Source organism: Microbacterium oleivorans (assembly GCF_013389665.1).
Taxonomy (GTDB): Bacteria; Actinomycetota; Actinomycetes; order Actinomycetales; family Microbacteriaceae; genus Microbacterium; species Microbacterium oleivorans_C.
Window position 1 is genome coordinate 2,908,664 of record NZ_CP058316.1, and the last position, 22,413, is coordinate 2,931,076.

Genomic DNA, 22,413 nt, shown 5'->3' on the forward strand with positions numbered 1-22,413 from the left:
TCTACTCCTTAGTAGTAGTGATTCGATGGAGCTGTCGGTCAGTTGTCCGACGAGGCCATTGCTTTCCGTAGTGCCGCGTCCCGGCTCTCACGCAGCCCGACGATCAGTGGGTGGTTCGGTCGCATCACGTCCGCGCCGTGGTACATTCCGGGCACCACGCGCAAATCACATGGCACCCCCGCGGCCTTGAGCCGTTCCGCGTAGTCGAGGCATTCGTCGTAGAACTGATCGATGTCGCCGACGCCGATCCAGGCGGGTGCGAGACCGTGCAGATTTGCACGGCGGGCGGGAACGGCGTAGGGCCGCGATTCGCCGTCCCCGGGTGCGTGCCCGAGGTAGCTCGCCCAGCCGTAGCGGTTCGAGGGGACCGTCCACGTCAGGTATACCTCGCGGTTCGCTTCCGCACGAAGCACCGTGCGGTCGTCCAGCATGGGGTAAGTCAGCAGTTGCACGCAGAGCGCGATGCTCTCATCGTGTGCGCGCTGAGCCATCGCCGCGGCGAGTCCCGCGCCGGCACTATCCCCTCCTACCGCGATCCGGTCGACGAACACCCCGAGATGGCCAGCGTTGGCAACGATCCACTCCAGAGCCGCGAAACAGTCATCGATTGCCGCGGGGTACGGATACTCAGGGGCGAGCCGGTAATTCGGGACGACCACGATGATCCCGTGAGTACGGGCCAAGTAGGACGCGACATCGTTGGCGTGTTCCGCGGAACCTGAGATCAAGCCACCTCCGAAGCACCAGACCAGGGCACCGCTTGGGGCAGCGCGCACGTCCGGCTCGTGGATGGTGACCGGCACCTGGCTCGTGCCGACGGTCACCCGTCGTGTACGTACCCCGGGCAGGACGGCGGTCGGCTTGGCGTTACCGTAACGCATCACCGCGCGTAGGGGTGTGCGTCCGGTGAGATGAAACGGCAAGCGGATCACTGGAACCAAGAGGTCAGGGTTCGCGGCACGAATTGCTTCGCGCCAGGTCGTTGGTTTGATTGTCATCAGCCATCTACCTCTCTCACCAGTCCGCGGAATGGTCCGACGTCAAGCAGCACGAGTACGGGATCGTCGTTTTCCGAGCAGGAACAATGTATCAGTATTTTCCTAAGGACAATAGATGCGGCGACTGTCTAGAATCGTCACGTGCCAAGACCAGACCAGCTCAAGCTCGACCCAATCGACGGAGCCGATTTGTCTGCGTTGTCGGGGGCTGAGCCGGATGGGCTCATCGGGCTGATCGAATCGGTCATCCGTCTCGCGAACAGCGGACATGTACGGCAAACCCTCATGCGCCTCAGCGGGTTCCCTGCGGAGGACATACCCGCGTTTCTCGCTTTGAATCAGTTGGTGCTGCACGGGGCGCTGCGTCCGACGGACCTGGCCGAGCAACTCGATACGGGCCGGTCGAACGCGACCAAGATCGTGGAGCGCCTGCAAGCAATGGATCTCGTTCTCCGGCTCCCCGATCCAGAAGATGCGCGCGGAGTGCTCGTAGCCCTATCCCCTCATGGGCGGGCAATCGGCCGACGTCTAGTCGACACGAACCAATCGATGCTGGACCGTCTGAGCGCCGACTGGCACCCCGACGACATCCCCACCTTCCAGCGACTGCTACGCCAACTAATCTCAGGTTACGAGACCATCAACGATCCACCCCTGGGGTGAGGCGCGAGCAGAAAAGTTTGCCACGTCCGATCTGGGGATACCGCGTCGAGATCCGCCGAGTGATCTGCACGACCAACGCGATCGAGTCGATCAGCGCAGCGTACCGGCGGGCGGTGGAGGTCAAGTCTCCCCGCCCTGCGTGCGCGTGGCCGGCGCGCTGTTCCACTCAAAGACCACCGCTAGCACGCCTCGTCGTTCGAGCACGCGGGCGAGAACGAGTCCACCCATCCCGGCGCCGACGTGATGCTCGCTACTTCTTCGATCCGCTGTATCGGTCCGACTTGCGATCCGGTGTACCGAAGGAGGGACACCGCACACGACGAACAACGTCCGTCGTCAGCTCCGTGACGTCATGGACCAAGCCGGCATCACAGACGTAACCCCACATCGGTTCCGCCGCATCCCCGCCATCGCGAGCAGGTCTCGGAAGAGGGAGCTGAGCAGCCGAGAAACCTGCCGGCTCCGATGCGGTGTCCGTCATCGGATTCGCTCGGGATGGGTGATCGGGCACTGCACGCTGGAGTCGACGATTTCGAAGGGCGCCGGGCTGTAGGTCGTCCCGTAGGAGGAGCCTTCTGCTGAGCTCAGATCCCGCGGTCGTTCCGTCGATACGCTGAGGTTCAGACGGCGGCGGCACCGTGTGCCGTTCCTGTGAGGAGCAGCATGCTCGACGACGAACAGCTCGCGGCGATCATCGGAGTTGGGTATGAACAGCGAGGAGTCGAGTTCAAAGCCACCGGCGATCGCACCGACCGGGCCTTCCCCGCGATCGTCGCGCGCGCGGTCGTCGCGCTCTTGAACCAACGGGACGACGGCCACGTCATCGTCGGTCTCAGCGAGGATGGCATCGACGCCGATGGAATCGGGCTCAGCGACGAACAGCTTGGACAGTGGCTCTCGTTTGACGACGTGACGAACGCTTCTATATACCCCGCGATGAAGTTGCGGCCGACTACCAAGCGCCGGGACCCTGCCGGGACCTGATGCATGCAAACTATGCAACGTATGACGTGAAAGCGGGCGTCCTGCGGAGCAGCGAGGCCCGGAAAATCAAAGGAGTCGGCCGAACGGTCTACCTGGGGGTCAAGGGGTCGCAGGTTCAAATCCTATCATCCCGACCGGAAACACAGAAGGGTCGGCCGAATGGCCGACCCTTCTGTGTTTCGAGCGAGCGCGGACGCCCCTGCCCCAGGAAGATGAGGCATCAGCGGCGCTGAAGCGCATTCGTCATTAGAGGGAGCCCGTACTGCATTCCCTGCCCGGGCCCGCGAACACGATCCCGGATGCGGGAGCCTGATCGATGAGCGGTGAGCTCATTTGGCGACGAGCGTCGTCTCGAAGCTGTACATGTCCGGTCGGTAGCAGTGATGCCCGAATTCGATGACTTGCCCTGCCTGGTCGAACGCCACTCGCTCCATCGTCAGCACCGGGCCCCCCTTGTCGAGGTCCAACAAGTCGCTCTCCTCCTTCGTCGCGCGCCGTGCACCGATCTTCTGCTTGGCGACCCGAATCGTCACGCTCTTCGCGCGGAGGAGTTGGTACAGCCCCCGTGCTTCGAGCTGTTCGGCCGTGATGTCCGCGAACTGCAACGGCATATGGTTCTCGAGGATGGCGACAGCGACCCCGTCAGTGCTCCTGAGGCGCCGGAAGTAAGCGACTTCCGTTCCGGGCGCGACGCCGAGGTGCTGAGCGACGTCCTCCGAGGCCTCGACGATCTTGCGGTCCAGTACTTTCGTTCCGGGCGCGTGCTGTGTGCGCACCAGGTCCTCGTACAGACTGGTGAGTTCGACGGGCCGGGTGACTTGTCCTTGCACGACCTGGGTGCCGATACCCCGACGGCGCACGAGGAGGCCCTTGTCGACGACCTCCTGGATGGCGCGGCGGATCGTGGGGCGAGATAGGCCGAGACGGTCGGCGATGGCGAGTTCGTTCTCGAGTCGCGCGCCAGCAGGCAGGGCGCCGGACATGATGGCGCTCTCAAGTCGACTGGACACCTGGTAGTAGAGGGGCACGGGCCCTGTGCGGTCGATGTCGGCGAACAACTCTTCGGGCCACACTGGCGTGTTTTCAGGCATGCATGTCTCTCGGTTGCATTGGTACTACGCGTAGGACGTCGCATTGTCGCGACAACCTGACACGAACCAGACTATGTCACCTGTCACGAGCAGGTCAACAACTCCTGTTGTGCGGCTCTGATGATGTGTTATTGTTCTTACATAGTCGCAATCCGGCGACGAGCGATCTCAGGAAGTTGTACACCGGAGTATGACAGGCGAAGCGGTATCCATCGACGTGCTGGCTGTGGGTCGGCTCGGCGTAGATCTCTACCCCCTTCAGGACGGGGTCGGTCTCGAAGATGTCTCGACATTCGGTAAATACCTCGGCGGTAGCGCTGCGAACGTCGCCGTCGCGGCGGCGCGCTATGGGCGTTCGGTGCGCCTGGTCTCCCGCACGGGGGATGACCCCTTCGGTCGCTATCTCCAACGCGAACTGGCGCGACTCGGAGTGGACCCGCGGCACGTCGCCGTAGACCCCGAGCTGAAGACTCCCGTCACCTTCTGCGAGATCTTCCCGCCTGACGACTTCCCGCTCTACTTCTACCGTGAGCCCAAGGCTCCGGACTTGAACATCTCCGTGAACCAGCTCGACGAGCAGGCCATCACGGGCGCCGGCGTGCTGTGGACCACCGTGACAGGACTGTCGCAGGAACCGAGTCGTCAGACCCAGCTCGATGCCCTGGAAATCCGCGGCCGCCGTGACCATACGATTCTGGACTTGGATTACCGGCCGATGTTCTGGGCCAGCCCCGCGGAGGCGACGCGGCTGGTCGCGCGCGCTCTCGAGCTTTCAACTGTTGCGGTCGGAAACCGCGAGGAGTGCGAGGTCGCTGTCGGCGAGACCGAGCCGCTGCGCGCAGCACAAGCGCTTCTCGATAGAGGAGTCAATCTCGCCATCGTGAAGCAGGGCCCCAAGGGAGTTCTGGCGAAGACGAAGGATGAGACGGTCGAAGTCCCCCCGCACTTCGTCGATGTGATCAACGGGCTTGGCGCAGGAGATGCCTTCGGTGGGGCGCTGTGCCACGGGCTGCTCTCCGGCTGGGGCCTCGAGCGCATCCTCCGCTTCGCCAACGTCGCCGGTGCCATCGTCGCATCGCGACGTGAATGCTCTACCGCAATGCCAACCGCCGACGAGGTGGAAGCACGACTCGAAGGAGCTCACCGATGAGCGGAATCACCCTCAACGCCGAGGATTTCGCACGCCTGCGTGAGATCCGGGCCTCGTCGCCCGGAGACATCACCGAGGCGCTGCGCAATCGTCAACGCCGCACCCTGCTCGGCGACGATGGGAAGCTGTTCATCGTGGCCGCTGATCACCCGGCCCGCGGAGCGCTCGGTGTCGGCAATGACCCGATGGCGATGGCCGACCGCTACGACCTTCTGGATCGACTGGCCACTGCACTCTCCCGTCCCGGGGTGGACGGCGTGCTCGGCACCCCCGACATCATCGACGACCTCGCGGCGCTGGGTCTCCTGGACGGCAAGATCATCGTCGGATCGATGAACCGGGGCGGCCTGCGCGGGGCATCCTTCGAGATGGACGACCGCTACGGGGCTTACACGGTGAACGCCATGGCTGCCGTCGGGATCGACTTCGCCAAAACCCTCCTGCGAGTGAACCTCGACGATGCCGGAACCTCCCCGACGCTTGAGGCCACCGCGGAGGCCGTCACCCAGGCCGCAGCAGCGGGCCTACCCATCATGCTCGAGCCATTCCTCAGCCGCTGGGTGGACGGGCGCATCGTCAACGACCTGTCGACCGAGGCTGTCATCAGCTCGATCGCCATCGCTTCGGGGCTCGGGGCGTCCTCCGCCTACACCTGGATGAAGCTGCCTGTCGTCGAGGACATGGAACGCGTCATGGCGGCCACGACGATGCCCACCCTTCTGCTCGGCGGCGATTCCGGCGCTGACCCTGACGAGACGTTCGCGGCCTGGGATGACGCGCTCAGCCTGCCCGGCGTTCGCGGACTCACCGTCGGGCGCACACTTCTCTACCCCCCTGATGGCGACGTCGCCGACGCGGTCGATACCGCGGCGAGCCTCGTGCACCCGAGCGTCGTCGTTCCCACCCCCTGACTCCTCGATCTCGAAAGAAAGACATGAGCACGAACTCCGAACTGCCCGTCATCTCCCACTGGATCGACGGCGCCATCAAGGACTCCGCGAGTGGTCGCACCTCGCCTGTCCATAATCCAGCCACCGGTGCGGTCACCGGGAATGTAGCCCTCGCCGACCAGGCCGAGATCGACGAGGCCATTGCCTCCGCCGAGCGCGGCTACCAGATCTGGAAGAGCTATTCCATCGCCAAGCGGCAGACCGTCGTCTTCGCCTTCCGTGAGTTGCTCAACGCACGCAAGCGTGAGCTGGCGCAGATCATCACGGCCGAGCACGGCAAGGTCATCTCCGATGCCATGGGCGAGATCTTGCGCGGCCAGGAGGTCGTAGAACTCGCGACCGGTTTCCCGCACCTGATCAAGGGTGCTTTCAGCGAGAACGCCTCCACAGGAATCGACGTCTACTCGCTCAAGCAGCCTCTCGGTGTGGTTGGCATCATCAGCCCGTTCAACTTCCCCGCCATGGTGCCGATGTGGTTCTTCCCCATCGCTATCGCCGCGGGCAACGCTGTGGTCCTCAAGCCCAGCGAGAAGGACCCGTCCGCAGCTCTCTGGCTCGCTCAGCTGTGGAAGGAAGCGGGGCTCCCCGACGGAGTGTTCACCGTTCTCCAGGGAGACAAGCTCGCCGTCGATGGCCTGCTCAACAGCCCCGTCGTTCAGTCCATCTCCTTCGTCGGCTCCACGCCCATCGCCCAGTACATCTACGAGACCGCGTCCAAGAACGGCAAGCGCGTCCAGGCTCTCGGCGGCGCGAAGAACCACATGCTCGTTCTTCCCGACGCTGATCTCGACCTCGTGGCAGACCAGGCTGTCAACGCTGGTTACGGTGCAGCAGGGGAGCGCTGCATGGCCATCTCCGTCGCCATCGCCGTCGAGCCCGTCGCCGACGAGCTCATCTCGAAGATCTCCGAGCGCATCGCCAAGCTCCGTATCGGCAACGGAGCGGGTCAAGACGGTGTCGAACCCGACATGGGCCCGCTCATCACGGACCTTCACCGCGACAAGGTCTCGTCCTACGTCGACATCGCCGAAGCCGATGGCGCGAAGATCGTCGTCGATGGCCGCGGCCTCACCGTTGCCGGCCACGAAAACGGCTTCTTCTTCGGCCCGACGCTCATCGACGAGATCCCGACCACGTCGCGCGCTTACCAGGAGGAGATCTTCGGCCCGGTGCTGTCTGTCGTGCGGGTGAAGACGTTCCAGGAGGGACTGGACCTCATCAACTCGGGACAGTTCGGGAACGGCACCGCGATCTTCACCAACGACGGCGGAGCTGCCCGCCGGTTCCAGAGCGAGGTTGAGGTCGGCATGATCGGCATCAACGTACCGATCCCCGTTCCGGTCGCGTACCACTCGTTCGGTGGGTGGAAGGCGTCACTCTTCGGTGATGCGAAGGCTTACGGCGTGCACGGCTTCGACTTCTTCACCCGTGAGAAGGCCATCACCAGTCGCTGGCTCGACCCGGCCACCCACGGTGGCATCAACCTGGGCTTCCCCCAGAACGACTGACACGATCCGGGTGCCGCCCCACCAGGGAAGGGGCGGCACCCCTACTTCGAAAGCAAGATCATGAGCACCACCGAGGACCGTTGGTTCCATCGTCAGGGCGAGCTGGCTCGCGATGGATGGGAGAGCGTCGTCGATGCTTCGCTCCCTGGTTGGGAGCACACGGGCATCCGCATCGCCGATCTCACGGACGGCGACACCATGGATCTAGCCGACCGCGGTGTCGAACGGATCATCGTGCCCCTCGCTGGCACCTTCCGCATCGTTCACCATCACCACCCCGGTGAGTGGCACACGCGCCTGCATGGACGCTCCTCGGTCTTCGACGGCCCGACCGACGTCCTCTATCTCGGGGCGGGCACCACCGCCGCCATCACCGGGGAGGGGCGGGTCGCCGTGGCTGAGGCGCGGACCACCGAACATCGGCCGTGGAAGTACATCCCGCCGCAGGAGACGCCCGTAGAGCTCCGCGGTGCAGGCCGCTCGAGCCGACAGGTCCACAACTTCGGGACACCTCAAGCACTCGACGCTGTACGGCTCATCGTCTGCGAGGTCATCACACCCGCCGAGAACTGGTCGTCGTATCCGCCGCACAAGCATGACGAGAACAAGCCCGGCGACGAGTCACGCCTCGAGGAGATCTACTACTTCGAGAGCGCCCCCGCCAGGCTGGAAGGGAACCCGGATGCTGCCGACGGCGCATTCGGAATGTTCAGCGCATACTCATCACCGGCGGGAAACATCGACATCAACGCCAGGGTGGGCACGGGCGACATCGCCCTCGTCCCCTTCGGCTACCACGGTCCGGCCGTTGCAGCCCCCGGATACGACCTCTACTACCTCAATGTCATGGCGGGGCCCGATCCTGAGCGCGCATGGCTCATCAGCGACGACCCCGCACACGCGTGGGTTCGCCAGACCTGGGATGGCCAGGAGTTCGACTCCAGGCTCCCTTATACGCACGACGACAAGAAGGGCATTCGCCGATGACGACGAAGACGATGACCGTCAGCCAGGCGCTCGTGGAGTTCCTCGCACACCAGTGGACCGTGGACGGCGACCTCCGCGAACGGACCATCCCGGGCATCTTCGGCATCTTCGGCCACGGGAACGTCGCCGGTGTCGGCCAGGCCCTCAAACAGCTGAACGTCGAACAGCCCGACCTGATGCCGTACTACCAGGCACGCAATGAGCAGGCCATGGTGCACCAGTCGGTGGGGTACGCCCGCGTTCACCGTCGTCGCGGCACGTTCGCGTCCGCGGCCTCCGTCGGACCGGGCGCTGCGAACATGCTCACCGGGGCCGCTCTCGCCACCTCGAACCGTCTTCCCGCGCTTCTTCTGCCCAGCGACACTTTCGCGACGCGCGTTGCGGATCCGGTCTTGCAGCAACTCGAGCACCCGCACGACCTCGGCATCCAGGTGACCGACGCCTTCCGGCCGGTGTCTCGATTCTTCGACCGTGTCGAGCGACCCGAGCAGTTGTACTCGATCGCCCTCGGCGCGATGCGGGTGCTCACCGACCCCGTCGAAACCGGCGCCGTAACCATCGCCCTGCCGGAAGACGTGCAGGCTGAACGTCTCGAAGTGCCGCTGGAATTCCTGCAGGACCGGGAATGGCGCATCCGCCGTCCACGCGCCGACCGGGATGCCTTCGCGGCCGCCGTTCAGGCGATTCGTGGAGCGAAGCGTCCGTTCATCGTCGCAGGCGGCGGCGTGCTCTACTCCTCAGCGGAAGAGCAATTGCGCGAGTTCGTCGAGGTGACCGGCATCGCGGTCGGCACGTCCCAGGCCGGAGGCGGAGTGCTCGCGTGGGACCACCCGCAGTACCTCGGCGGAATCGGAGCCACCGGCACCCTCGCTGCCAACCGTCTCGCAGCCGACGCTGACGTCATCATCGGGATCGGTACCCGTTACAGCGACTTCACCACTGCCTCACGCACCGCGTTCCAGAACGCCGACGTCACGTTCGTCAACATCAACGTTGCCTCTTTCGACGCCTACAAGCACGGCACGGAAGTGCCTGTCATAGCCGACGCCCGCGAGACCCTTGTGGAGCTCATCACGGCTCTGGAGGACTACACGGTCGACAGCGACTACGCGCAGCGCATCCGCGCGGACAAGAGTGAGTGGGATTCCGCCGTCGATGCCGCCTTCGCGCGCTCCGGACTGTCCCTTCCCGGGCAGCCTGAGATCATCGGGGCCGTCCAGGCGGCGTCGGCTCCGAAGGACGTCATCGTGCAGGCCGCCGGCTCGTTGCCCGGCGACCTCCACAAGCTGTGGCGCGTGCGCGATGCACTGGGCTACCACGTCGAATACGCGTTCTCCTGCATGGGCTATGAGATCGCTGGTGGAATCGGGGTCAAGCGTGGCCTGCTCGCCGCAGGGGACGACCGCGACGTCATCGTCATGGTCGGTGACGGCTCGTACCTGATGCTCAATACGGAGCTGGTGACCGCGGTCGCCGAAGGCATCAAGGTGATCTTCGTCCTCATCCAGAACCACGGGTACGCGTCCATCGGCCACCTCTCCGAGACCGTCGGGTCCGAGCGCTTCGGCACGTTGTATCGCGAGTACAACGCCGACGCCCGCAACTTCCAGGGCGATGCGCGCCTCCCCATCGACCTCGCCGCTAACGCTCGCAGTTACGGACTCGACGTCGTCGAGATCGAGCCTGGACCGTCCGCCATCGACGATCTGTCCGCAGCTGTCACCGCAGCCAAAGCCTCGGACAGCTCGACCTTCATCCACATCAACAGCGACCCCCTCATCTACGCTCCCGACGGTGCGGGATGGTGGGACGTTCCCGTCCCGGAGGTCTCCACACTCCCCAGCACGCAACAGGCGCGGGAGTCCTACGAGGATCTGCGTCTCTCGCAGCGTCCCCTGCTCGGAAAGGCGAAGCGATGACACTGGCTGTCGCAGGCGCACCCGTCAGCTTCGGAGTCTTCGAACTGACCCCCGACGGCGCCGCCACCCTCAGCGCGGACGACATGCTCCGTACGCTGGCCGAGAACGGCTACACCGGCGTGGACCTCGGACCAACCGGGTTCCTCGGCGACGCGTCGAGCGTGCCGCAGAAGCTGCGCGAGTATGGTCTCGAACTCGCCGGTGGGTGGGTGGACCTGCCTCTCACCGATGACGACGCGTTCGCTGCGGCACTGCCGCGCCTACACTCGGCTTTGGAGACGTTCAGCGCGGTAGCCGAGACCAGCCCGTCGCTCCTGCCTCTGCCGACTCTCGCGGACTCCGGCTCTCCGGAGCGGGTGCTCGCACCCGGCCGTGGTTCGGACGTGCAGCCGACGACGCAGGAACAGCGCGACCGCCTCGCACGCAACCTGGACGCTGCAGTGAGCCTCGTTCGTTCCGCGGGACTCGAGCCGACCTTCCACCACCACGCGGGCACGTTCGTCGAGTCGCCCGCCGAAGTCGACCTCCTACTGGACCGCGTCGACATCGGCCTCACCCTCGACACCGGGCACCTCGCCGTCGCCGGCGGCGACCTCGCCACCGCGGTCGAACGCTGGGGCGCACGCGTGAACCACCTCCACCTGAAGGACGTGAATACCGAGCTCCTCAACCGCCTGCTCCGCAGCGGAGCGGGGATGCTCGACGTCTGGTCGTCGGGAGCGTTCGTGGCCCTCGGTGAAGGTGATCTCGCCATTCCTCAGGTACTGGACTCGCTCCTCGCTCGAGGGTACGCCGGGTGGATCGTCGTGGAGCAAGACATCCTTCCCGGGCCCGACGTCGACCTCGCTGACTTCTTCCGCGACCGCGTCGCCGACCATCAGACCAGCCGCCAGGCGCTCAACGCCTGGGTCCCCACCGCGGCACACTGAACGTCCACCAAGGAGCACCATGACCTACCGCCTCGCGGCATCTGCCGAGATGCTCTTCCGCGACCTCCCGTTCGTCGACCGCGTCAACCGGATCCACGATTCCGGTTTCGAAGTGGAGATCTGGAATTGGGCTGATAAAGACCTGCCTGCGCTTGCCGCCACAGAGGCGACCTTCTCTTCCATGACCGGGTACCTCCGCGGCGATCTCACCACCGACGAGGGCATTGCGGAGCTCTTGAGCACGGCGGAGGAGTCGCTTCGCGCCGCGGACATCATCGACAGTCCACGCCTGAACCTGCACGGCACCGGCCTGGACTCCGTCGGTCTGCCGGTCAGGCCGCAGGACAGCGTGACGGGAGCCGAGTGGATAACCGCCGCCGACACTCTCACGCGCCTGGCCGAACTTGGAGCAAGGGCGGGACGGGTCTTCACGCTTGAGAACCTGAACACCGCGGTGGACCACCCAGGCACGCCGTTCGCGAAGGCCGCTGACACCATCGCTCTCGTCTCCGCAGTCGACAATCCGCATCTGCGGCTGAACCTCGATCTCTACCATGCGCAGATCGGGGAGGGAAATCTCATCGAACTGGTGCGTCAGGCGCTTCCGTGGGTGGGCGAGATCCAGATCGCTGACGTTCCCGGACGCTTCGAGCCCGGCACGGGCGAGATCGCCTATCCGGCCATCGCGGCAGCGCTGCGCGATCTGCAGTACAACGGGGTCATCGGTCTCGAGGGCTGGGCGCGCGACGACTCGGATGGCGCGCTCGAGGCGTTCCGCGCCGCATTTTCGTAAAACGCAGTCCGTAACCAAAACGACATTTGACAGTACATACGTTTGTGCTTACATTTTTCTCAAGCACGAAGCTCGTGACAACGGAGTCGCACCGCGAAGACCGGACATGAATTCGTGAGCTCGGCCCCACCACCCTGGGATGGGGCGCCACGACCAGCGAACACACCCGGTGTTCCAGGGACAAGTATCCAATGAAGGGTATGAAGACATGAAGCGATCAGTAGCCATTGTGGCGGCGGGAGCGGCCCTCGTGCTGGGTCTAGCCGGCTGTTCCGGCACGGGTCAGGACAGCAGCGGCAGCGCAGAGAAGCCGGCGGACGACATCAAGATCGCCGTCGTCACGCACTCGCCGGCCGGAGACCCGTTCTGGGACAAGGTCAAGAGCGGCGCAGAGCAGGCGGGCACCGACCTCAGTATCGCCGTCAGCTATCAGGGGGACAACGACCCCGTGAAGCAGAGCCAGTTCATCGCATCCGCCATCGCCGACGGCGTCGACGGGCTGGTCGTATCGATGGCCAACCCCGACGGGGTCCGTGACGCCATCGAGGACGCGACCGCCGCCGGTATCCCGGTCGTGACCATCAACGCCGGCGCAGACAGGTTCGCCGAGTTCGGAGCCATCACCCACGTCGGGCAGGATGCGACCACGGCCGCTCAGCAGAGCGGGGAGCGTCTCGTCGAGGCGGGCAAGAAGAGTGCTCTCTGCGTCGTGCAGGAGGCTGGGAACACCTACCTCGAGACGACCTGCAAGGTCCTCGCCGAGACGGCCGGACTCGAATCCACCACCCTTCAGGTAGACGGCACCAACCTCGCCGACGTGCAGAGCACGATCTCCTCCAGCCTCCAGGCGAACCCCTCGGTCGACGTCGTCGTCACCATCAACTCCGACATCGGTCAGGCTGCCACGCAGGCCGTCGAGCAGACGGGCAGCTCCGCCGTCGTCACGACGTACAACCCGAACGCCGACACCATCCAGGCCATCATTGACGGCAAGATCCTGTTCGCGGTCGACCAGCAGGGCTTCTCCCAGGGATACGTCGGCGTCAGCACCGTCGCCCTCGCCGCCCGCTACGGCAACCTTCTCGGCGGTGGACAGGCCGTCAGCACCGGCCCGACGTTCATCGACGCCGACAACGCCGACACCGTCGAGAAGTGGATCACGGAGGGCACCCGCTGATGTCCACAGCCACCGTCGCCGTCGCTGACGAACGACTTGCGCGCACGAGTGGCTTCGCAAAGCTGCTGCGCCGACCTGAGGTCGGCGCAGCAGTGGCTGCGATCCTCTTGTTCATCGCTTTCTCCGTCGGCACCTCCGCCTTCCTCACCCCCGCCGGCGCCTCCACCTGGCTGTACTCGTCCTCGCTGTTCGGCATCATGGCTGTCGGTGTCGCGCTCCTGATGATCGGCGGGGAGTTCGATCTCTCCGCCGGCGCGATGACCGGCGCCACCGGGCTCGCGGTCGGCATCACGACCACCACGTGGGGCCTGAACATCTGGGTCGCGATCCTCGTATCGCTCGCCATGGCGCTGGCCGTCGGTTTCGTCAACGGATACATCCTGGTCAAGACCGGTGTGCCGAGCTTCATCATCACCCTCGCGACGTTCTTCGTCCTTCAGGGCGTCAACCTCGCCGTCACCAAGCTCATCACCGGTGCGGTCGCCATCTCCGGTATGACGAACGTGCCGTCCTTCGAGCAGCCCCGAGCCATCTTCGGCAGCACCATCTCCATCGGAGGGTTCAACCTCAAGGTCGCCATCATCTGGTGGGTCGCCATCCTCGCCGTCGCCAGCTGGGTGCTGCTTCGCACCCGCGTCGGCAACTGGATCTTCGCGGTCGGCGGCGCGCCCAACAGTGCCCGTCAGGTCGGTGTCCCCGTGACGCGCGTGCGCATCGGACTGTTCATGACCACCGCCACCTGCGGCTGGCTGGTCGGCATGCTCATGCTGTTCGACGTCACCACCGTGCAGGCCACGACCGGTGTGGGCCAGGAGTTCATCTACATCATCTGTGCCGTCGTCGGCGGCTGCATGCTCACGGGCGGCTACGGATCCGTCATCGGTCCGGCTTTCGGCGCCCTGATCTACGGCATGACCTACCAGGGCATCGTTTTCGCAGGCTGGGACAGCAACTGGCTCAAGGCGATCCTCGGCATCCTGCTCCTGGCTGCCGTGCTCGTGAATCTCTACGTCCGGCGCACCGCCGGCGCGAAGGACTGACATCATGACCGACACCAAGCTCCCCACTGAGAGCACTCCGCTGAACAAGGCGGTCACGCCAGCCCCTCCGATCCTCGAAGTCGAAGGCATCGGTAAGACCTACGGCTCCATCATCGCTCTCAAGGGCGTCTCCGCCAGTCTCGCGGCCGGCGAGGTGCTCTGCGTCCTCGGCGACAACGGCGCAGGCAAGTCGACCCTCATCAACATCCTCGCGGGGTCGCACAAACACACCGACGGCACCCTGCGCCTCTACGGCGAGGACGTGAGTTTCTCGTCCCCGCGCGAGGCACTCGACAGTGGAATCGCCACCGTCTACCAGGGGCTGGCCGTCGCGCCGTTGATGCCGATCTGGCGCAACTTCTTCCTCGGCTCCGAGCTCACCGCCGGGTGGGGTCCGTTCCGTCGTCTCGACGTGAAGGCGATGAAGGAGATCACGCGTCAGGAGCTGCTCAACATGGGCATCGACCTCCGCGACGTGGACCAGCCGATCGGCACGCTCTCCGGGGGAGAGCGTCAGTCCGTAGCGATCGCTCGCGCCGTCTACTTCGGCGCGAAGGTGCTCATCCTCGACGAGCCGACCTCGGCTCTCGGTGTGAAGCAGGCCGGCGTCGTGCTGAAGTACATCGCACAGGCGCGCGACCGCGGCCTGGGCATCGTCTTCATCACGCACAACCCCCATCACGCCTTCCCGGTCGGCGACAAGTTCCTCCTGCTCAAGCGCGGGACGAGCATCGGCTACCACCACAAGCGCGAGATCACCGTCGACGAGCTGACGCGCCTCATGGCGGGCGGTGCCGAGCTCGACGCTCTCGCGCACGAGCTCGGCCGCGACCGCATCTGACCAGATGAAGAAGTGGACAGCATGACTATTGGAGTCGCCGTCATCGGCGCCGGAATGATGGGCGGCGACCACGCGCGCCGCATCGGCAGCGAGATCGCCGGTGCGCGCCTCGCAGCGCTCGTCGACCTCGATGTCGACCGCGCGCGAGCCGTCGCTGCTGAAGTGAACGGCGACGTGCTCGTCACCTCCGACGCGCTGGCCGCCCTCGACCACGAGAGTGTCGATGCGGTGATCATCGCATCTCATGATTCGACGCACGCCGAGCTGATCCTCGCCGGGATCGAGCGCGGGCAGCCGGTGCTGTGTGAGAAGCCGCTGGCCCCGACGGAGGCCGAGTGCCAGGCAGTCATCGACCGTGAAGTCGAGTACCAAGCTGAGCACGGCCGCCGTCTGGTGAGCGTCGGCTTCATGCGCCGCTTCGACGCCGGCTGTCTGCGCCTGCACGCCGCCGTGGCCAACGAGGAGTTCGGACAGGCGCTCATGGTGCACTGCCTGCACCGCAACGTAGACCCGTACCCCGGCGGCAGTGACCACACGATCACCGGGTCCGCGGTCCATGAGTTCGATTTCGTGCCGTGGCTGCTCGGATCGCCCATCTCCGAGGTGGCATGGCTGTCGGGTCGGTCGTCCAGCCGGACGGCCCGCATCGACCCGCAGCTGCTTCTGATCCGCACCGCGGATGGAGTGCTCACCACGCTCGAGATGTTCATCTCGGCGGAGTACGGGTACGAAGTCGGCTGTGAGACCGTATTCGAGCACGGCACTCTCCGGCTGACGGAACCGGCCCTCATCGAGGTCCGGGCCCAGCGCACGGCGGGTATCGGGTTCCCCGCGGACTCACTACCTCGCTACAGTGCCGCGTACCGGGTGGAGCTGCAGGCCTGGGTCGATTCCATCGCTGCCGGTGGTGACCCAGATCCTCGCCTCGCGAACGCGTGGGACGGGCTTCTTGCTACGCGGGCGGCGGATGCCATGGTGAAGGCGATGGAAGCCGGTGACGGTCGCTTCCTTCCTTTGGACGCGCTCGAGGCGCCCGCGATCTACCGCGACACGGTGTCCGCATGAGAGTCGGACTGTTCACCGACAGCCTTCGGGACCGTCCGCTCGAGCAGGCGGTGCGCGAATCCGCCGAGCTCGGCGTGACGGACATCGAACTCGGCACGGGCAACTGGTCGCCCGCGCCTCACGTGAACCTCGACCGACTGCTCGCAGACGAAGGTGCGCGTACAGAGCTGCTTGACCTCGTGGTTCGTCACGGGGTGACTCTCACCGCGTTGAACGCGAGCGGGAACATCCTCCACCCGGTGACGGGTGTCGAGCACAGGCGGGTTCTCGACGACACGATTCGTCTCGCGGGGTTGCTCGGCGTCCCGACCGTCGTGGCGATGTCGGGGCTGCCTGCCGCACCCGGGGACCGCTACCCGAACTGGGTGACCACAGCATGGCCGCCAGAGAATCACGAGATTCTCGCCCATCAGTGGGACATTGCCATCCCCGCATGGACGGAGGTCGCCGCGCTGGCCGCCGACTCCGGCGTCCACACCGTTGCCTTGGAACTGCACCCGCATCAGCTCGTCTACAACCCGCGCTCATTCCGCCGACTGCGTGACGCCGTCGGCGAGCGGATCAGCATCAACCTGGACCCGAGCCACCTGATGTGGTTGGGCGCGGATCCGATTGCGGTCATCGCGTCCCTGACAGATGTGCCGGGCGCTATCGGTCACGTGCACGCCAAGGACACGCAGATCCTTCGAGACGCCCAGATCAACACCACCCTCGAGACGACGCCGTTCGAGCAGGTTGCAGACCGTTCGTGGAATTACATCACCCTGGGGAGTGGACACCCCGAGGGTGCTCGATACTGGGCGCGATTCGTCGCCGCGCTTCACAGCGCCGGCTATGACGGCATGCTCAGCATCGAACACGAAGACGAAGCTCGGCCACGCCTGGACGGTGTGGCCGAGAGCGTCCGCATCCTGTCGGAGGCCATCGAGGCCTCAGACCTCATCCACGAGAAGGAAAGTTCATGAGCACGCCCCTCAACATCGCCGTCATCGGCGCCGGATTCATCGGCGGAGTCCACGCGGACAACATCGCCGATCACGTTCCCGGTGCCCGCCTTGCGCTCGTCGCCGACCCCGTCGACGGCGCAGCCGAGAAGCTGGCTGAGAAGTACGACGCCCGCTTCACGACGGACGTCGATGCGGCGCTGGCGGACCCGGAGATCGACGCCGTCATCATCGGCACCCCCGCGCGCTTCCACACCTCGCTCGCGGTCAAGGCGGCGCAGAACGGCAAGTCGGTCTTCATCGAGAAGCCCGCCGGCCTCACCCTCGCCGAGATCGAGGAGCTCGCAGCAGGTACCGCCAGTGCTCCGCATGTCCAGATCGGCTTCAACCGCCGGTTCGACCCGTCGTTCGCCGCCGCAGCAGCGGTCATCGCCGAGGGCGGGATCGGTACGCCGCACCAGCTGCGCTCTCTGACCCGTGACCCGGGCGTTTCACACCCCGGACGCATCGGCAAGGACATCATCTTCCTCGAGACGCTGATCCACGACTTCGACGCCCTCAACTGGTTCAACCGCGGCACCGAGCCCGTCCAGGTCTTCGCCCAGGCCGGAGCCCTTGCGTATCCGGACTTCGCCGACACCGGACTCCTCGACACCGCCGTGGTCCAGATCCGTTACGCCAACGGCTCCATCGCCACCGCCGAGGCCAGCTTCTGGGCCAAGTACGGGTATGACATCCGCGGAGAAGTCTTCGGCAGCGACGGGCTCGTCGAGGCCGGCCACCCGCAGGCTCTCAGCACGTCCACCTGGAACGCCACCGGCTACCACGCCCCGACCGAGCGCTCGAATGTCGACCTCTTCGCCGAGGCATACCGCGAGGAGCTCCGCGTCTTCGTCGCCGGCGCACGCGGCGAGCAGGTCGACGCACCCGGCGTTCAGGACGCCGAGCGCGCGCTCGCCATCGCACTGGCCGCCATCGACTCCGCGGCTACGAATCTTCCCGTCACGGTGACGAGGGGCACCCTCTGACAGGGGCGCAAGAAGAAGGCCGGGTCCGGGGGACCCGGCCTTCTCGTGTTGATGGAGATTTGACCTAGATGTAACGACGTGAGAATGTTAGGACAACCAAATCTCCAAAGGAGCTGATTATGGCTGGTGCTCAGCAAGGTCTCGTCGTCGGAGGCCTGCCACCTCTCACCCACGGTCCGCACTCGCGGCGTCTCGGAATGGTCGCGCTGATCGCGACCTTCGGCGGCCTCCTCTTCGGATACGACACGGGCGTGATCAACGGGGCACTGCTCCCCATGTCTCGGGAGCTCGGGCTGACCGCATTCACGGAGGGGGTAGTGACCAGTGCGCTCCTCTTCGGTGCCGCCATCGGGGCGATGCTCATCGGGCGGCTCTCCGATTTCTGGGGGCGTCGGAAGACCATCCTGTTGCTCGCCGTCGCGTTCTTCGTCGGCGCCATCGTCTGTGTGATCGCGCCTGACCTGCTCGTCCTCGCCATCGGGCGCGTGCTGCTCGGCGTGGCAGTGGGCGGCGCATCGACCGTCGTGCCCGTCTACCTGGCAGAGCTCGCACCCTACGAGATCCGCGGTTCACTCGCCGGCCGCAACGAGGTGATGATCGTCAGCGGGCAGCTGGCCGCGTTCATCGTCAACGCCATCCTCGGCAACACCCTCGGTCACCTCGATGGGGTTTGGCGCATCATGCTCGCCGTCGCCGCCCTCCCGGCCACCGCGCTGTTCATCGGCATGCTCCGAATGCCGGAATCGCCGCGCTGGCTCGTCTCGAAAGGGCGGACGGAGGAAGCCCTCGCGGTGCTGAAGACGGTCCGTTCCGACGAGCGTGCTGAGGCGGAGCTGGTGGAGATGCAGGGGGTCACGTCTGCAGAGGATGCACCGACGGATCACGGGTGGAACGCCATCCGCAGCAACAAATGGTTCGTTCGCATCCTGCTCATCGGCATCGCGGTGGCGGTCTTCCAGCAGCTGACCGGCATCAACTCGATCCTCTACTACGGTCAGGTCGTCCTCAAGGAATCCGGCTTCGGTGAAGGCGCCGCTCTCATCGCCAACGTCGCCCCCGGCGTCATCAGCGTGGTCGGAGCACTCATCGCGCTGAAGCTCATGGACCGGATGAGTCGGCGGACGACGTTCCTCCTTGGCTACGGTCTGACGACGATCTGCCACGCTCTCATCGGCCTGGCTTCGCTCGCGCTTCCTGTCGGCAATCCGGCCAGGCCGTTCGTCATCCTGATCTTGGTCGTGGCCTTCGCCGGCGCCATGGGAACGTTCCTCAACGTCGCCACCTGGGTGCTCCTCAGCGAGATCTTCCCCCTGCGCGTGCGCGCCTTCGGCATGGGGCTATCGGTCTTCTGTCTGTGGATCACCAACGGGCTCCTCAGCCTCTTCTTCCCGACCATCATCGCGACCTTCGGGATCACCGGCTCGTTCCTCGGCTTCGCCGTCGTGAACGCCATCGCCTTCGTCGTCATGTACACATGGCTGCCCGAAACTCGCGGCCAATCCTTGGAGGCCGTCGAAGAGGGCGTCACCACGGGCTCCATCTATACCGTCAACCGCGGCCGCCGCGCGCGTCGCTGAACATGTACGAATCGCACAGGAAGAAGAAGAACCATGCCCCTCGTCCGCATCGACCACAGTGACGCCCGCGACGGCAACGTCCTCGCCGCCGCCATCCACGACGCGATCGTCGCCGTCTACGGCATCCCCGAGCGGGACCGCTTCCAGGTCATCACGTCTCGTCCCGCGGCGACGATCGTTGCCGAGGACGCTGGCCTCGGATTCGACCGCACCGACCCCGTCGTCATCCAGATCTTCACCCAGCGTGGTCGCAGCGACGAGGCGAAACAGGAGCTCTACGCCACCATCGCCGAGCGCCTGAGCGGCGTCGGGGTCGGCGGTGAAGACGTCTTCATCGGTTACGTCGAGAACGGCCCGCAGGACTGGTCGTTCGGATTCGGACGGGCGCAGTACCTCACCGGCGAACTCGCCGTCCCCGCAGCCAAGGCCGTCATCGGAGGAGCAGCATGACCGTCCTCGACTCGCAGACCGAGAGCCTTCCTCTCGCGCGCGCCGCCGCCCAATATCCGACCGCGCTGTGGAACGACTCCGCCGACCCGGAGGAGCTTCGCCGTTCCATCGAGTTCGGTGCCGTCGGCGCGACCTGCAATCCCGTCATCGCCCTGACCGCGATCCGGAACCACCCTGACGAGTGGGTGCCCCGCCTCCGAGAGCTCGCGGCGGAGAACCCCACGCTCGGCGAGTCCGAGCTCGGTTGGCTCGCGGTCAAGGAACTGACCGTCGCCGGCGCCGCGCAGCTCCTGCCTGCTTTCGAGGCGTCGGGGGGACGGAACGGACGGCTCTCCATCCAAACCGACCCTCGCCTTCACCGAGACAAGGACGCGCTGGTTGCCCAGGCGGAGGATTTCTCCCGACTCGCCCCGAACATCATCGTCAAGATCCCGGCGACGGCCACGGGGATCGCCGCGATGGAAGAGGCCGCGTACCGAGGGGTAAGCATCAACGCCACCCTCTCATTCACCGTCGCACAGGCTGTGGCCGTCGGCGAAGCGCTCGAGCGCGCGCTCGACCGGCGTGCGGCAGACGGCCTGCCCGAGCACGAGTTCGGACACGTCGTGACCATCATGGGCGGGCGCCTTGACGACTGGCTCAAGGCCTGGACGTCGAAGAACCGCATCCTCGTCACCCCCGGCGTGCTCGAGTGGGCCGGCGTCGCCGCGCTCAAGCGGGCGCACGGCATCTTCGTCGAGCGCGGGTTCCGCAGCCGCATCCTCTCCGCGGCCTTCCGCAATCACCTCCAGTGGGCCGAGCTCGTCGGAGGCGACCTCGTCGTGTCACCGCCGTTCGACTGGCAGGCACGGATCAACGAGAACGGTATCGAGGTCCGTGACCGGATCTCTGTCCCCGTCGACCCCGCCATCCTCGACGAGCTCCAGGGGCTCACCGAGTTCGTCCGCGCTTACGAGCCCTACGGTCTCGCGCATCACGAGTTCGCTGACTTCGGTGCTGCTCGGAATACCCTGCGCCAGTTCCTCGACGCCGACGCCCAGCTCGACGCGCTCGTGCGTGATGTGCTCGTACCGCCGGCGTGAGCGCAGTGTCGACGGACGGAGAAATGACCTTCCAGTCGCGCCGCTGGGTTCGGCCGGAAGACCTCAACGCCCACGGAACGCTCTTCGGTGGGAGCCTGCTGCGATGGATCGACGAGGAAGCGGCAATCTACGCGATCCTCCAGATAGGCAACCCTCGCGCCGTCACCGTACATGTCCGAGATCGAGTTCGTGAGCTCAGCGAAGCAGGGTGACCTGGTCGAACTGGGCATTCGTGCTGTCGCATTTGGTCGCACCTCGCTCACCATGCGCGCAGAAGTGCGGAACATGGTGACGCGCCAGCGAATCCTTGCTGTGGAGCGAATCGTGTTCGTCGGACTAGAGCCTGACGGTGCGCCCATCTCCCATGGATACACGGACATCACCTACAACCGAGACCGCATTCCCGTCGCGTGACCGCGAGGCAGTACGACGGCGTCTTGATCGCCGCGCCACCTTCACCTCCGGCGTGAGTGCAGCCGCGGAGCACTCGGTGGCCGTCGGGGCTGTGCGTTCGGATGCGGTGCTCGGTGCCGTGGTCGGCACGTCGTTCCGGCACTGCGTGCCGGAGCGTCTGGCTACCTCGTGAAGGACACCGACCCGGACGACATCCTGGAAGCGATCCGTGAGGTTCATGCCGGCCGTTCGGTGATGTCGCCGCGGGTCACGCGCGACCTCATCCGTTCGGTGGGGGACTTTCCGGGGGTCATCGGCGGAGCATCAGAGCCCTCACCTCTCACGCCTCGCGAGCTCTCGATCGTGGATGCTCTCGCGCAGGGACGCTCGAACGGCGAGATCGCGCGCCAGCTGCATCTCGCGGAGCCGACGGTCAAGGCTCACCTCGGCCGAATCATGACCAAATGGGGGGTGCGTGACCGCGTGCAGGTGCTCATCTATGCGGTCACGAAGCAGGTCATCGACATCGAATCACTCGATCTGCGGCCCCCCGGCTGATCGCGGCAGCCGTCGCGCCAGAGACGTCGCCGTCCGGCTGGCCCGCTCGTTCGCCGGCTCGCCGGCTCGCCGAATCGAGGAAGTCGACGGCCCCCTCGACGGTCAGGTCGCGGGGGCCGTCGGTGATGTTCTTGCCGCGGTAGGTCACCTCAAGCGTCTCGTCGTTGCATCGAGCGCTGTAGCTGGCGGGCACTCCCCGTAGCTGCCAGGAAGGACCAGCAGCTCGACCGAGACGTAGTCGTCCGGCCGGCGAAGGTCATGGGCAGCGACCAGCGCAGCCCCGCTC

At 65.6% G+C, this 22,413-nt stretch carries 21 protein-coding genes and 1 pseudogene; 20 read left to right on the top strand and 2 right to left on the bottom strand.

Going from position 1 to position 22,413, the window contains the following annotated elements:
• Positions 1 to 38: 38 nt before the first annotated feature.
• Positions 39 to 998 carry an alpha/beta hydrolase gene (locus HW566_RS13815; RefSeq protein WP_178013778.1) on the bottom strand — a complete coding sequence of 320 codons (960 nt, stop codon included), beginning with the start codon at positions 996 to 998 and terminating at the stop codon, positions 39 to 41.
• A 141-nt stretch (positions 999 to 1,139) separates the two neighbouring features.
• Here HW566_RS13815 and HW566_RS13820 point away from each other — a divergent pair, with 141 nt between their 5' ends.
• Together HW566_RS13820 and HW566_RS13825 are read left to right on the top strand one after the other, a co-directional pair.
• Positions 1,140 to 1,661, top strand: coding sequence for a MarR family winged helix-turn-helix transcriptional regulator (locus HW566_RS13820; protein ID WP_178013780.1), 522 nt, complete (start codon positions 1,140 to 1,142; stop codon positions 1,659 to 1,661).
• Between the two features lie 663 nt (positions 1,662 to 2,324).
• Positions 2,325 to 2,645, top strand: a complete 321-nt coding sequence (locus HW566_RS13825; protein WP_178013781.1) for a hypothetical protein — start codon at positions 2,325 to 2,327, stop codon at positions 2,643 to 2,645.
• A 329-nt stretch (positions 2,646 to 2,974) separates the two neighbouring features.
• Here HW566_RS13825 and HW566_RS13830 read toward each other — a convergent pair whose 3' ends face one another.
• Positions 2,975 to 3,736, bottom strand: a complete 762-nt coding sequence (locus HW566_RS13830; protein WP_178013783.1) for a GntR family transcriptional regulator — start codon at positions 3,734 to 3,736, stop codon at positions 2,975 to 2,977.
• Between the two features lie 190 nt (positions 3,737 to 3,926).
• Between HW566_RS13830 and iolC the strand changes: the two genes are divergently transcribed.
• The 18 genes and pseudogenes from iolC to HW566_RS13920 all read left to right on the top strand — a co-directional run bounded on the left by iolC (position 3,927) and on the right by HW566_RS13920 (position 22,127).
• Positions 3,927 to 4,886, top strand: a complete 960-nt coding sequence (iolC, locus tag HW566_RS13835; RefSeq protein WP_178013784.1) for a 5-dehydro-2-deoxygluconokinase — start codon at positions 3,927 to 3,929, stop codon at positions 4,884 to 4,886.
• Positions 4,883 to 5,797 (top strand): class I fructose-bisphosphate aldolase, encoded by a 915-nt coding sequence (locus HW566_RS13840; RefSeq protein ID WP_178014974.1) that lies wholly within the window; start codon positions 4,883 to 4,885, stop codon positions 5,795 to 5,797. Before iolC ends, HW566_RS13840 begins: the two co-directional genes overlap by 4 nt.
• A 23-nt stretch (positions 5,798 to 5,820) precedes the next feature.
• A complete protein-coding gene (locus tag HW566_RS13845; protein ID WP_178013786.1) occupies positions 5,821 to 7,344 on the top strand; it encodes a CoA-acylating methylmalonate-semialdehyde dehydrogenase in 1,524 nt (507 codons plus the stop codon).
• A gap of 60 nt (positions 7,345 to 7,404) precedes the next feature.
• Positions 7,405 to 8,331: a 5-deoxy-glucuronate isomerase gene (gene iolB, locus HW566_RS13850; protein ID WP_178013788.1), complete on the top strand. Its 927-nt coding sequence runs from the start codon at positions 7,405 to 7,407 to the stop codon at positions 8,329 to 8,331.
• The gene (iolD, locus tag HW566_RS13855; RefSeq protein ID WP_178014976.1) at positions 8,328 to 10,250 is read left to right on the top strand and encodes a 3D-(3,5/4)-trihydroxycyclohexane-1,2-dione acylhydrolase (decyclizing); all 1,923 of its coding nucleotides are present in this window, start codon (positions 8,328 to 8,330) and stop codon (positions 10,248 to 10,250) included. The genes iolB and iolD overlap by 4 nt, the downstream gene beginning before the upstream one ends.
• Positions 10,247 to 11,179: a sugar phosphate isomerase/epimerase family protein gene (locus HW566_RS13860; RefSeq protein WP_178013790.1), complete on the top strand. Its 933-nt coding sequence runs from the start codon at positions 10,247 to 10,249 to the stop codon at positions 11,177 to 11,179. The genes iolD and HW566_RS13860 overlap by 4 nt, the downstream gene beginning before the upstream one ends.
• A 19-nt stretch (positions 11,180 to 11,198) precedes the next feature.
• Positions 11,199 to 11,972: a TIM barrel protein gene (locus HW566_RS13865; RefSeq protein ID WP_178013792.1), complete on the top strand. Its 774-nt coding sequence runs from the start codon at positions 11,199 to 11,201 to the stop codon at positions 11,970 to 11,972.
• A 208-nt stretch (positions 11,973 to 12,180) separates the two neighbouring features.
• The gene (locus HW566_RS13870) at positions 12,181 to 13,149 is read left to right on the top strand and encodes a substrate-binding domain-containing protein (RefSeq protein WP_178013794.1); all 969 of its coding nucleotides are present in this window, start codon (positions 12,181 to 12,183) and stop codon (positions 13,147 to 13,149) included.
• Positions 13,146 to 14,189 (top strand): ABC transporter permease, encoded by a 1,044-nt coding sequence (locus HW566_RS13875; RefSeq protein ID WP_372955804.1) that lies wholly within the window; start codon positions 13,146 to 13,148, stop codon positions 14,187 to 14,189. Before HW566_RS13870 ends, HW566_RS13875 begins: the two co-directional genes overlap by 4 nt.
• Positions 14,190 to 14,193: 4 nt before the next feature.
• On the top strand, positions 14,194 to 15,030 hold the full coding sequence (locus HW566_RS13880; protein ID WP_178013815.1) for an ATP-binding cassette domain-containing protein: 837 nt from the start codon (positions 14,194 to 14,196) through the stop codon (positions 15,028 to 15,030).
• Positions 15,031 to 15,051: 21 nt separating this feature from the next.
• Positions 15,052 to 16,095 carry a Gfo/Idh/MocA family oxidoreductase gene (locus tag HW566_RS13885; protein WP_178013816.1) on the top strand — a complete coding sequence of 348 codons (1,044 nt, stop codon included), beginning with the start codon at positions 15,052 to 15,054 and terminating at the stop codon, positions 16,093 to 16,095.
• A gap of 50 nt (positions 16,096 to 16,145) precedes the next feature.
• Positions 16,146 to 17,060, top strand: coding sequence for a sugar phosphate isomerase/epimerase family protein (locus HW566_RS13890; protein ID WP_218621632.1), 915 nt, complete (start codon positions 16,146 to 16,148; stop codon positions 17,058 to 17,060).
• The gene (locus tag HW566_RS13895) at positions 17,057 to 18,067 is read left to right on the top strand and encodes a Gfo/Idh/MocA family oxidoreductase (RefSeq protein ID WP_178013820.1); all 1,011 of its coding nucleotides are present in this window, start codon (positions 17,057 to 17,059) and stop codon (positions 18,065 to 18,067) included. The genes HW566_RS13890 and HW566_RS13895 overlap by 4 nt, the downstream gene beginning before the upstream one ends.
• A gap of 119 nt (positions 18,068 to 18,186) precedes the next feature.
• Positions 18,187 to 19,644, top strand: a complete 1,458-nt coding sequence (locus HW566_RS13900; protein WP_178013822.1) for a sugar porter family MFS transporter — start codon at positions 18,187 to 18,189, stop codon at positions 19,642 to 19,644.
• Positions 19,645 to 19,677: 33 nt separating this feature from the next.
• A complete protein-coding gene (locus HW566_RS13905; protein ID WP_178013824.1) occupies positions 19,678 to 20,094 on the top strand; it encodes a tautomerase family protein in 417 nt (138 codons plus the stop codon).
• A complete protein-coding gene (locus tag HW566_RS13910; protein ID WP_178013826.1) occupies positions 20,091 to 21,176 on the top strand; it encodes a transaldolase family protein in 1,086 nt (361 codons plus the stop codon). The genes HW566_RS13905 and HW566_RS13910 overlap by 4 nt, the downstream gene beginning before the upstream one ends.
• Before the next feature lie 23 nt (positions 21,177 to 21,199).
• A pseudogene (locus tag HW566_RS13915) lies at positions 21,200 to 21,590 on the top strand (acyl-CoA thioesterase).
• Positions 21,591 to 21,758: 168 nt separating this feature from the next.
• Positions 21,759 to 22,127, top strand: coding sequence for a helix-turn-helix domain-containing protein (locus HW566_RS13920; protein WP_178013828.1), 369 nt, complete (start codon positions 21,759 to 21,761; stop codon positions 22,125 to 22,127).
• Positions 22,128 to 22,413: the final 286 nt, after the last annotated feature.

What these genes read in the sequence shown, in the direction of transcription:
- HW566_RS13865 (WP_178013792.1), top strand. Translation starts at nt 11,199, where the DNA reads ATGACCTACCGCCTCGCGGCATCTGCCGAGATGCTCTTCCGCGACCTC.
- HW566_RS13830 (WP_178013783.1), bottom strand. Translation starts at nt 3,736, where the DNA reads ATGCCTGAAAACACGCCAGTGTGGCCCGAAGAGTTGTTCGCCGACATC.
- iolC (WP_178013784.1), top strand. Translation starts at nt 3,927, where the DNA reads ATGACAGGCGAAGCGGTATCCATCGACGTGCTGGCTGTGGGTCGGCTC.
- HW566_RS13880 (WP_178013815.1), top strand. Translation starts at nt 14,194, where the DNA reads ATGACCGACACCAAGCTCCCCACTGAGAGCACTCCGCTGAACAAGGCG.
- HW566_RS13845 (WP_178013786.1), top strand. Translation starts at nt 5,821, where the DNA reads ATGAGCACGAACTCCGAACTGCCCGTCATCTCCCACTGGATCGACGGC.
- HW566_RS13870 (WP_178013794.1), top strand. Translation starts at nt 12,181, where the DNA reads ATGAAGCGATCAGTAGCCATTGTGGCGGCGGGAGCGGCCCTCGTGCTG.
- HW566_RS13840 (WP_178014974.1), top strand. Translation starts at nt 4,883, where the DNA reads ATGAGCGGAATCACCCTCAACGCCGAGGATTTCGCACGCCTGCGTGAG.
- HW566_RS13815 (WP_178013778.1), bottom strand. Translation starts at nt 998, where the DNA reads ATGACAATCAAACCAACGACCTGGCGCGAAGCAATTCGTGCCGCGAAC.
- HW566_RS13885 (WP_178013816.1), top strand. Translation starts at nt 15,052, where the DNA reads ATGACTATTGGAGTCGCCGTCATCGGCGCCGGAATGATGGGCGGCGAC.
- HW566_RS13900 (WP_178013822.1), top strand. Translation starts at nt 18,187, where the DNA reads ATGGCTGGTGCTCAGCAAGGTCTCGTCGTCGGAGGCCTGCCACCTCTC.
- HW566_RS13910 (WP_178013826.1), top strand. Translation starts at nt 20,091, where the DNA reads ATGACCGTCCTCGACTCGCAGACCGAGAGCCTTCCTCTCGCGCGCGCC.
- HW566_RS13895 (WP_178013820.1), top strand. Translation starts at nt 17,057, where the DNA reads ATGAGCACGCCCCTCAACATCGCCGTCATCGGCGCCGGATTCATCGGC.
- iolB (WP_178013788.1), top strand. Translation starts at nt 7,405, where the DNA reads ATGAGCACCACCGAGGACCGTTGGTTCCATCGTCAGGGCGAGCTGGCT.
- iolD (WP_178014976.1), top strand. Translation starts at nt 8,328, where the DNA reads ATGACGACGAAGACGATGACCGTCAGCCAGGCGCTCGTGGAGTTCCTC.
- HW566_RS13905 (WP_178013824.1), top strand. Translation starts at nt 19,678, where the DNA reads ATGCCCCTCGTCCGCATCGACCACAGTGACGCCCGCGACGGCAACGTC.
- HW566_RS13860 (WP_178013790.1), top strand. Translation starts at nt 10,247, where the DNA reads ATGACACTGGCTGTCGCAGGCGCACCCGTCAGCTTCGGAGTCTTCGAA.
- HW566_RS13825 (WP_178013781.1), top strand. Translation starts at nt 2,325, where the DNA reads ATGCTCGACGACGAACAGCTCGCGGCGATCATCGGAGTTGGGTATGAA.